The sequence below is a fragment of the Sphingomonas pruni NBRC 15498 genome (genome assembly GCF_001598455.1).
GTDB classification, from domain to species: Bacteria; Pseudomonadota; Alphaproteobacteria; order Sphingomonadales; family Sphingomonadaceae; genus Sphingomonas; species Sphingomonas pruni.
In genome coordinates this window covers 1-9,726 of the sequence record NZ_BCYZ01000109.1, presented here as the reverse complement: position 1 = coordinate 9,726, position 9,726 = coordinate 1, and the positions used below count along the sequence as shown (strand labels likewise).

Annotated in this window: 12 protein-coding genes; 6 read left to right on the top strand and 6 right to left on the bottom strand. The window is 64.9% G+C overall.

The window, feature by feature from the left end:
• Positions 1-156: 156 nt before the first annotated feature.
• Positions 157-1,932 (bottom strand): SLC13 family permease, encoded by a 1,776-nt coding sequence (locus tag SPR01S_RS20055; protein WP_066593323.1) that lies wholly within the window; start codon positions 1,930-1,932, stop codon positions 157-159.
• Between the two features lie 99 nt (positions 1,933-2,031).
• Positions 2,032-2,238, bottom strand: a complete 207-nt coding sequence (locus SPR01S_RS20050) for a hypothetical protein (RefSeq protein WP_066593321.1) — start codon at positions 2,236-2,238, stop codon at positions 2,032-2,034.
• 178 nt (positions 2,239-2,416) lie between these two features.
• On the opposite strand from SPR01S_RS20050, the gene SPR01S_RS20045 reads away from it, so the two are divergent.
• A complete protein-coding gene (locus tag SPR01S_RS20045) occupies positions 2,417-2,599 on the top strand; it encodes a hypothetical protein (protein ID WP_066593319.1) in 183 nt (60 codons plus the stop codon).
• A 69-nt stretch (positions 2,600-2,668) separates the two neighbouring features.
• Here SPR01S_RS20045 and SPR01S_RS20040 read toward each other — a convergent pair whose 3' ends face one another.
• Both SPR01S_RS20040 and SPR01S_RS20035 read right to left on the bottom strand, forming a co-directional pair.
• The gene (locus SPR01S_RS20040) at positions 2,669-3,457 is read right to left on the bottom strand and encodes a DUF4336 domain-containing protein (protein ID WP_084251320.1); all 789 of its coding nucleotides are present in this window, start codon (positions 3,455-3,457) and stop codon (positions 2,669-2,671) included.
• A 40-nt stretch (positions 3,458-3,497) separates the two neighbouring features.
• Entirely contained in the window at positions 3,498-4,124 is a 627-nt protein-coding gene (locus SPR01S_RS20035; RefSeq protein WP_066593318.1) for a S24 family peptidase, read from the bottom strand.
• A 99-nt stretch (positions 4,125-4,223) separates the two neighbouring features.
• On the opposite strand from SPR01S_RS20035, the gene SPR01S_RS20030 reads away from it, so the two are divergent.
• Both SPR01S_RS20030 and SPR01S_RS20025 read left to right on the top strand, forming a co-directional pair.
• Positions 4,224-4,406: a hypothetical protein gene (locus SPR01S_RS20030; RefSeq protein WP_066593316.1), complete on the top strand. Its 183-nt coding sequence runs from the start codon at positions 4,224-4,226 to the stop codon at positions 4,404-4,406.
• Positions 4,403-4,696 carry a hypothetical protein gene (locus SPR01S_RS20025; RefSeq protein WP_066593314.1) on the top strand — a complete coding sequence of 98 codons (294 nt, stop codon included), beginning with the start codon at positions 4,403-4,405 and terminating at the stop codon, positions 4,694-4,696. The genes SPR01S_RS20030 and SPR01S_RS20025 overlap by 4 nt, the downstream gene beginning before the upstream one ends.
• Before the next feature lie 104 nt (positions 4,697-4,800).
• On the opposite strand, the gene SPR01S_RS20020 is transcribed toward SPR01S_RS20025, so the two are convergent.
• Positions 4,801-5,805: a hypothetical protein gene (locus SPR01S_RS20020; RefSeq protein ID WP_066593312.1), complete on the bottom strand. Its 1,005-nt coding sequence runs from the start codon at positions 5,803-5,805 to the stop codon at positions 4,801-4,803.
• Complete coding sequence (locus SPR01S_RS20015; RefSeq protein ID WP_066593311.1) at positions 5,775-7,019, bottom strand: TIGR04063 family PEP-CTERM/XrtA system glycosyltransferase; 1,245 nt, start codon at positions 7,017-7,019, stop codon at positions 5,775-5,777. Before SPR01S_RS20015 ends, SPR01S_RS20020 begins: the two co-directional genes overlap by 31 nt.
• A gap of 127 nt (positions 7,020-7,146) precedes the next feature.
• Here SPR01S_RS20015 and SPR01S_RS22145 point away from each other — a divergent pair, with 127 nt between their 5' ends.
• From SPR01S_RS22145 to SPR01S_RS20005, 3 genes are all read left to right on the top strand, one after another.
• The gene (locus SPR01S_RS22145) at positions 7,147-7,272 is read left to right on the top strand and encodes a hypothetical protein (protein ID WP_281178807.1); all 126 of its coding nucleotides are present in this window, start codon (positions 7,147-7,149) and stop codon (positions 7,270-7,272) included.
• Positions 7,272-8,645 (top strand): putative O-glycosylation ligase, exosortase A system-associated, encoded by a 1,374-nt coding sequence (locus SPR01S_RS20010; protein WP_066593326.1) that lies wholly within the window; start codon positions 7,272-7,274, stop codon positions 8,643-8,645. Before SPR01S_RS22145 ends, SPR01S_RS20010 begins: the two co-directional genes overlap by 1 nt.
• On the top strand, positions 8,642-9,726 hold a 1,085-nt coding region (locus SPR01S_RS20005; RefSeq protein WP_369405276.1), incomplete at its 3' end, for an acyltransferase family protein. The genes SPR01S_RS20010 and SPR01S_RS20005, both read left to right, overlap by 4 nt.

Here is a 9,726-nt window from a genome sequence, read left to right as displayed (position 1 = left end):
GGGTGTAGCGGCGGGCGAGGCTCGATGCCTCGTCCGCCGCTATTTTGGCGGCCGGATAGAGAGTCTTTCTGAGCGCGCGGACGCGCGCACCCACCCCCAACCCCTCCCTTGCAGGGAGGGGAGTTCAGAAGCGCGAAAGGCCGATCGCCCTATCGCTCAATGCAGCGGCCAGACCATCAGGATCAGCGGCGTGCCGACCAGCACGACCAGCAGCGACAACGGCGCGCCCAGCCGGGCGTAATCGCCGAACTTGTAGCCACCGGGACCGAATACCAGGGTGTTGCACTGATGCCCGATCGGGGTGAGGAAATCGCACCCCGCACCCATCGCCGTCGCGATCAGGAATGCTTCCGGCCGATAGCCGAGATCATGGGCGAACACCGCGGCGATCGGCGCCATTACCAGCACCGTCGCGGCATTGTTGAGGAATGGCGTGACCGCCATCGCCGCGACCAGGATCAGCGCGACTGCGCCCCAGGGCGGCAGGCTGGCGGCGACATGCGCGAGCCAGGTCGCCAGGATTTGTGACGCCCCGGTGGTGCGCAGCGTATCGCTGACCGGGATCAGCGCACCGAGCATGATCAGGATCGGCCATTCGACGCTGTCATAGGCCTCGGCCAGCGGCAGCGCGCCGATCGCCAGGATCAGCGCCGCCGCGGCGAAGAAGGCCACCGCCACCGGGACATAGCCTGTCGCGGTAGCGATCATCGCCACGGCCAGGATGATTACCGGCAGCAGGCCCCTGCCCGAATTACCGAGCCGCAGCGCCCGTTCGGCAAGCGGCAACGCGCCCAGTTCCGGCAGCCTCTCGGGCAGCAAGCTCAACGGTCCCTGAAGCACGATCACGTCGCCGGCGCGCAGCACAGTGCCGCCCAAGCGGTGCGTCAGCCGCTCGCCTTCGCGCGACACCGCGATCAGGTTGATGCCGAGCCGCCGCTGCAACTGCATCCTGCTCGCGGTGCGGCCAATCAATGGCGAGTTGGTCGAGATCACTGCCTCGATCACGCCGATCTCGTCGTCCTTGCGATCCTCGGGCACATCGCGGTCTGAGCCCGCCAGCGCGAACTTGTTGGTGGCGATGACGCGTTCGAGCACGTCGGGCTCACCGCCCAGGATCAGCGTGTCTCCTTGGCGCAGGGTCATCCACGGCCGCGGCTCGCTGCGCATGCCGGCGCGCATCACGCTGGTGACGGTGACGTCGCCGTCATGCCGGTCGGTGAACTGGTCGACCGTTTCGTCGATCGCCGGCGAACCCTCGCCGATCGTCACTTCGGTGACGTAATCCTTGATGTCGAGCGCTTCGCCCATGGTCGGCACACCACGCCGGTCGCGCGGCAGCAAACGATAGCCGAAGCGCAGGAAGATGAGGCCGATCACCAGCAAGCCGAAGCCCGTCGGGAAATAGTCGAACATGCGAAACGGCTGGCCGACCATGTCCTGCCGCACCCGGCTGACGATGATGTTGGGCGAGGTGCCGACCAGGGTCATCAGGCCGCCGAGCAGCGAGGCGAACGACATCGGCATCAGGAAGACCGACGGCGACGCCTTGTTCTTCTTCGCCATCTGGAATGCGGCGGGCATCAGCATGGCGAGGGCGCCGACATTTTTGACCAGCGCCGAGGTGACGCCGACCGAAGCAGTCAGCACCAGCAATTGCGTACGAATCCGAGTGACGCGGCCGGCAATCAAGCTCAGCGCGCGCTCGACCATACCCGATCGCTGCACCGCCGCCGAGATCACAAGCGCCGACCCGACGATGATGACGATGTCATCGGAGAAGCCGGTAAACGCTTCCTTGGGTTTGACGATGCCGAGGGCGAGGCCTCCGAGCAGCGCCAGCATCGCGGTTACATCGTAACGAAAGCGGCCCCAGACGAACATCGCCATCATCGCAACGAGAAGGGCGAGCGACAGATATTGGGGCGTGGTCATTCGGCCTCGTTTGCTAGTTTCCTGAGAGCAGAAACAAACGAAGCCGAAACAATCTCCCGCAGAAACTGTCTGATATGGATTAGGGTCCGTACTCGACCCTTAGTGAACGGTGCCCACGGCGCGGCCCTGCGACATCAGCACGATCAGCCGCTCGATCTGGCGCCAGCGGCAGAAATTGACGTGGTTGCCGAGATCGCGGCTCTTGTCCGCGCGCGCCGCCGCCTCGAACCCGGCATCGTCGCCGAACGTCGCCATCAGTTCCTGTGCGGCGTCGACCGACGAACGATCAGCGAGATAGACGTGCATGCGATACTCCGAACTGGCCAGCCCCCAAGACTTACAAGGCGCGTGCCACGACCCGGCGATCGACGGAAACCGGCGCGACGCGGTGGTAAATCGCCGTGCACCATCACGGTGCAACCTGCCCCACGCATCCCATGCCGGGACACTGGCGTCCGATCCTGGAACATGGCAGGCAGCGCGCATGAGACCGAATCCGCCACAATCGAACGCTCCCGCCGCCGGCGGATGCCTGCTCGCACTCGGACTGATCGGCGGCGCCGTCGCCGGCGTGCTTTATGGGCAGACCACCTTGGGCGTCCTGATCGGCGGCGCCGGCGGCGCGATCGCCGCGACGATCATCTTCCTGATCGACCGGCGCAGGTAGTAACCTTCAGCTAAATCGTAGGCTCATAAAGCGGCCAGTCGGCGTGCGACCCGTTACCGGCCATTCCGGCTATCGTAGCAACCATGAAAACGCTCGGCGCAGAAAAGTTTCACCTTCCGTCCTGACAATCTCCCCGTGCGCCACGACCACGTGCTTAGGATGTTCCTCGATCAGCGCCCGGACTTTCGGCCGCGCGCTTGCGCGATGGCGAAAACTGATCCGGTAATCGATTGGCGGATAACCCCGTCCCTCGGTCATTTGCGACAACTTGGCGATCGGGCGCATCCACCAAGGCCAGTGCTTCTTCAGGAATGCTTCGCTGAAAGTTTGGGAGAGATCCGCTATAATGGCGGTGCGCGATGCGCGGTGAAAGAAGATCAGCTCATCCATGAAAAGTGAGTTCGTAAAATAGAACTGATCTATCTGTCGCTCCCATGCGGCCGGCGCGACATCGGCCAGCGCTTTGGAAAAGTGGAGATCTTTGCGCTTGGCGATCGTAGCGGCCGTGCCCCACAACTCCGCCTCGGGAAATGCGACCTGCCACTGGCTCAAAAAAAGATAGTGCAGGCTATTCGGGCTGACGATGTGCCGAACCGGACCCAGCGCCCGAACCTCCTGCTCGAGCGCAGCGGTCTTTTCTACCGGCGACCACAGCCAGAGCCCGCCATCGGCGAGGCGCACGATTACCATCCGCGTGGGGTAATCGAATCCCTTGAACGAGACGATTCCGCCATCCGCAAACCACAGATCTTGCCCAAGCGGCTCAAGCATGAGCCAAAGTCTACACTCTTGAACGGTCGCATTCCACCAAGCCTCGCCGTCGTTGCAGATATCCCCCTTCTCACCATTGCCGGCCATCTAGCCCCTGTACCGATAGCGTCGTTTAGGAGCTCCCGGCCTAGCGTAGCGACCGCGCGAGCCGCACGACGCGGCCGATGACCGCCACGCGATCGGCGCGGACCGGCGCGATGGCCGGCGTGTCGGGATTGTCGCTGGTCACCTGGACCTCCAGCCCGATCCGCGCGACGCGCTTCACCAGCAGCGCACCGTCGAGCCGCAGCACGAAGATGCCGGGGCGCGACGACAAGCGGCGATCGGCCATGTCGACGAACAGAGCGTCGCCGTCATGGATCAGCGGCTCCATCGAATCACCATGCGCGGTGATCATCGTCAGCGTAGCGGGTGACACGCCCAGCCGTGCCACCACGCGCGGGTCGATCCGTTCCTCTCCACCGTTGCGATCGTCCTCGACCAGCCCGCCGGCGCCGGCATGCGCCTCCGCATCGATCCGGCGCACCGCCACCATGGTCGCGTCGCTGCCGCCGATCCCGCCCAAAGCGCGTTCGTCGACGTTGAAATAGGCGGCGAGCCAGCGACGGTCCTCTTCATCGAGCCGACGCGGCGTCCCGCGCTTCACGAACTGCTGCAGATAGGCGTCGTTGCGCCCTAGAGCGCGCGACAGCCAGGCCAGGCTGGTCCCCGCCTCGTCAGCCAATCCCGCCAGCGTCGATCGCACGTCAACCATGGTTGCCACCATAGTCGTAGGAAATTTCCTAGACAAGTTGGAATTTGGAACAGATCATGAACTTATAGCGAATCGGCAGCAAAAATAGAGGCCAGACAAATGCATATCGGACGCGAGGTGGAGAAGTTTTTGCGGCGGTCGAACATGCCGCCGACCCGGTTTGGCCGGCTGGCCTGCAACGATCCGCGCCTGGTCGGCGACCTGCGCAACGGTCGCGAACCGGGGCGTCGGGTCGCCCGTCGCATCGTCGATTTCATCGCCGCGCAGGATGCCGCGCAATGAGTCGGGTAGAGCGCGACCTGATCAAGGCAGTGACCGATTCGGCTACAGAAAGCGTATCCGGCGCTGCGGTGTCGTTGGTGCGCGGCCGCGACTGGTCGTCATCGCTGTTCAGCGGCGTGCGGCTAACCGTCGAGATCAAGGCCGGCGAGGACGAGGCCTTCGAGACCTGGTTGGCAGACCTACCGGAGGCGGAATTTGCCGTGCGCGGTTATTTTGTCGCGAGCGCCGATCTGGTCGAGCGGAACAGCGGGATAGCGGTTGTCGAATTCCTGCTGGTCGAGGAGAGCTAGGCTTTAGTGCTCCTGCGAAAGCAGGAGCCTAGAGTTTACGAATGGCGCCGCCTGCGGCCCTGGGCTCCTGCGTTCGCAGGAGCACTATCTACCCGAACCGAAATCTAGCCAACCCGCGAAGCGAGTTGGCGCAGCACGCCCAGCGTTTCCTCGAGCGACCCCGCGGCGGGAATCTCCGCTTCGGGCGCTGCCGGCTCTGGCTCCGCGACTTCCTTGCGCTTGGCGACACCGCGTTCCAGCCGGTCGAGCAGATCGTGGATCGTCGCCGACGGCAACGGAGCCGAGGTCTCGGACGATCGCACCATCGGTGTCAGCTCGAACGTCTCGATCCGCTCATGCGACGCGAAGCGTGGCGCGGGATCGTCGGCGGGGGGAACGACAGCGGGTGATTCGGGGACAGCACGGATCCGACGCGGGTCGACAGCGACCACAGGTTCCGGGACTGGCAGCGGTGCGATGATCGGCTCCGGCGCGGCGACGGGCTCGTCGATCCGGCCGATCGGCAGCGGATCGGGAGCGGGCAGCGGCGGATCGAGTGGACCGCGATAGGTGGCGAGCGGGGTATCGAGATCCGCCGGGATGTCACGTTCCTCGATCACCGGCGGCACGTACGCAACGGCATCGGCGACGGACATCGGCGGGGGCGTGTCGGCGGTCACTTCGAGGAACGGCGTGCCGAGGTCGCGATTGGCGAAGACCGGTCGGCGCGGCGGTGCATCAGGATGCGCATCGGCGCGGCGCAATATCGGCACCCCGTCTTCACGCGCATTGCGGCCGATCGCCACCACTCGCGTGCCGATCAACAGGAACAGCCCGAACCAGCTGACACCGCCGACGACGAGCGCGACGATGAAGGCAATGGCAAAATGCGCGGTGACGCCGAGCGGCGGCTGGGCGGCGGTGACCAAAGACGCGATGCCGCTATCGACCACGAGATCTTCGAGCACGGCGGTCGGCATCAGTAGGAACATCAATGCGCCGAGCGCGGCGAGCACCATGGCGATGGCCGGCGCCAGCGGCACGGCGAACCGCATCGCCCCGCTTTCGCCTAGAATCGCGGCGAAGGGCGAGGGGAAATTCAGGCGCTGGCGACCGCGGGTGGCGTCCATTTGAGGTCCGTTTTCCGAGCTTCGATAATATTTTGGTAAACGGGGGCGTAACGCGAAATGTTTGACGACCAGTTACGATCGCGCTCGACAAAGACACGCGCCCGGGTCCGCCGCGCTTCCCAGTCGCTGCGATCGGCGAACATCCCGGCCAGCGCGTCAGCAATCGCCGCGGGGCTGTCGGGCGCGAACAAGGTGCCGGTATCGCCGTCGCGAATCAGTTCGCGATGCCCGCCGACATCCGACGCCGCGACCAGGCGACGCTGCGCCATCGCCTCGAGCGGCTTGAGCGGCGTGACCAGGTCCGTCAGCCGCATCTTCTTGCGCGGGTAAGCGAGCACATCCACCAAGCTATAATAGCGCTCTACTTCATTATGGGGAACGCGCCCGACGAAGCGGATCGCGCCGGCGACCGGCGATGCCGCTGCCTGCGCGCGCAGCGCCTGTTCCATCGGTCCGCCGCCGACCAGCAGCAGCTTCGCCGCCGGGCGCTTCGCCACCAGAGCGGGCATCGCCGCGATCAGATCATCGAGCCCCTCATAATCGTAAAAACTGCCAATAAAGCCGACCACATCGTCCTCTGCGGCCAGGCCCAGTTCCGCCGCAAGCGCCGCGTCGCGCGACAGTGGTTCGCCGAACAGGGTCAGGTCGACGCCATTGGGCGAGACCATGATCTTGGCCGGGTCGATCCCCCGATCGATCAAATCGCCTTTCAATCCTTCGCAGATCACCGCGACCGCGTCGGCCTGGCGCACTGCCCGCGTCTCTAGCCAGCGCGTCGCGCGATAGCGCAGCGATCCCTCGCTTCCCGTCCCGTTGCCGACCGCCGCGTCCTCCCAGAAGGCGCGGATCTCGTATAGTACCGGCAGGCCGAGCCTTTTGCCCGCACGCAACGCCGCCATCGCATCGAGCACCGGCGAATGGGCATGGATCACGTCGGGGCGGAACGTCCGGGCGACCTCCGTCACGCGGTCGGCCAGCGCGGCGATCTCGCGCCATTCGCGGATCGGGCTGCGTGCCGACGCGGGCGGATCGGTGCGATAGAAATCGAGTCCGTCGACCATCTCCGCATTGACCTTGGTCTCGCCATGGCGCGGCCCGGTCACCGCCGCGACCTGCCAGCCGCGCGCGATCTGCGCCTTCAGGATGGCGCGGGTACGAAAGGTATAGCCGCTCTGCAGCGGCAGACCGTGGTCGAGGACGTGAAGGATTTTCATCGTCGTTTTCCATGCCACGCGACTGTTTAACGGCGCGTCAACCCGGCGGCGGTAGGACCAATCCTACACCCGTTCGCCCTGAGCTTTTCGCAGGGCGTACGCTTCGGATGGGCTGGAAGACGGTAGCATGATCGACAATTTCGCGATCGCGATCACGCATGGCCTGATGATGCTCGCCATCTTCCTCCTGTTGCGCCGCCGCGACCTCGACGACGAGCGGCCGGAGCCGCCGAGCAAGATCAAGCGGCGATGATTCACGATCTCGCCTTTGTCGGATTCCTGGGGATGTTCTTCGCGCTGGCGTTTCGCCGGCCGTTCCTGTTCATCCTGAGCTATTGCTATATCGACATCGTCTCGCCGCAGCGGCTGACCTATCTGCTGCTCAATTCGGTGCCGATCTCGCTGATCGCGGTGGCACTGGCGGTCGGGTCCTGGGCGCTGATCGACGACAAGAAGGACAGCCGGGTCGCGCCGCGCCAGGTCGTCATCGTGCTGCTCCTCGGATGGTGCGCGATCACCACGATGCGGGCCGATTTTCCGGTCGAGGCGCTGGATAAATGGGATTGGGTCTGGAAGTGCCTGGCCTTTGCCGCCTTCCTGCCGCTGACCCTGCGCACGCGGCTGAGGATCGAGGCGCTGCTGACCTTCATGATCCTGTCGGCGGCGTCGATCATCATCGTCGGCGGGATCAAGACGCTGGCCGGCGGCGGCGGCTATGGATCGCTCAACCTGATGGTGGAGAACAATTCCGGCCTGTACGAAGGGTCAACCATCTCGACCGTGGCGATCGCGATCATCCCGGCCATATTGTGGCTGGAGAAATACGGAACGATCTTCCCCAACGACTGGAAGCGGAAGCTGTTCTGCTACGCCCTGGTATTCGCCTGCCTGTTGATGCCGATCGGTACCTCGACGCGGACCGGATTGCTCTGCATCGGCTTGCTTGGCGTGCTGATGCTGCGCGATTCGAAGCGCAAATTCCTCTATCTCGGCGTAGTGGCCACGCTCGCATTGGTCGCGGTGCCGTTCCTGCCCAAGTCGTTCACCGACCGCATGAGCACGATCAAGTCGTATCAGCAGGACGAGTCCGCCGCGACGCGCGTCGCGGTGTGGAAATGGACCTGGGAATACGTCAAGCAGCACCCGATGGGCGGCGGCTTCGAAATGTATCGCCAGAACCAGATCCGCTACGACATCGTGAAGGCGGAAGGGCAGGCCGGCAACGCCAAGCTCGACACCACGCTGACCGTCGACCGGGCGCGCGCCTATCATTCCGCCTATTTCGAGATGCTGGGCGAACAGGGCTGGCCCGGCCTGATCATGTGGCTGTTCATCAGCCTGAGCGGGCTGATCCGCATGGAGGTGATCCGCCAACGCTACAAGAAAGCCGGCGCGGACTATGCCTGGGTCGCGCCGCTCGCCGGCGCCCTCCAGTCCGGCCAGCTGCTCTACATGCTCGGCGCCTGCTTCGTCGCGATCGCGTTCCAGCCGTTCATCTTCATGCTGATCGGCGCGCAGATCGGGCTCGACACCTATCTCAAGCGGCGCCGCGCCGAAGAGAGCTTCCGCCCGATGAAACGGGCCAAGCCGGCGGCCGACGCGCCGGCCAACCCCGCGCTGGCGTGACCCGGCCCGAGCTCCGCGCGCTGACCAGCGTACGCGGCGTGGCCGCGTGGATGGTCGTGCTCTACCACATCCGGCTGTCGATCGACGGGCTGCCCTCTTTCTGGCTGCACGTCTTCGCCAAGGGCTATCTGGCGGTCGACTTCTTCTTCCTGCTGTCCGGATTCGTGATCTGGCTGAGCTGGGGCGATCGCGTCCGCAGCGAGGGGTGGCGCGCGGTTCCGGTATTCCTGCACAAGCGCGTCGCGCGAATCTGGCCGCTGCACCTCGTCGTGCTTTCGGGAGCGGTGCTGCTCGCGCTGGCGCTGACCGCCGCCGGGCGTCACGATCCGGTGGAATATCCGTTTCGCGAGCTGCCGCTGCATATCTTTCTGCTACAGAATTGGGGCTTCACCGACGCCTTGACGTGGAACGATCCGGCCTGGTCGATCAGCTGCGAGCTTGCTGCCTATCTGCTGTTCCCACTGCTGGTCCGCGGGGTCGACTGGCGCAGGCTGCCGACATGGCTGGTCGTATTGGCGGCGGCGGCGTTCCTGCTCATCCTGGCGGCCGCGACCGCGCATCTGCCGACTTTGGGGCACGATATCGTGCATTTCGGCATTGTTCGCTGCCTGACCGAATTCGCCGCGGGTAGCGCGCTTTGCGCGCTCTGGCTGCGCTGGCGAGAGGCGCCTCGCGTGCCTGCGATCCTGGCCTTCGTGCTGGCCGGCGCAATGCTGGCGGGCTGGGCGGCCGGGCTGCCCGAACAGCTCGAGGTGCCTTTTGCCTTTGCTGGATTGCTGCTCGGCCTTGCGCTGACGTCGGGCATGCGCGGTAATCCGCTCGATGGGGCGCCGCTCCATTATCTCGGCGAGATCAGCTACGCCACTTACCTCTCGCACTTCATGCTGTTCGTGGTGTTCAAGCTGGTGTTCGTCAGCGACGCGCATGCCGTGCATCCGGCGCTAATCGCGCTCTACCTGGCGATGGTGCTGGCGACCTCGATCGCGCTGTACCACCTGGTCGAGCGGCCGGCGCAGAAATGGGTAAATGGCATCAAATTCCTCCCCGGCACGGGGAGGGGGACCAAGACGCGAAGCGGCTT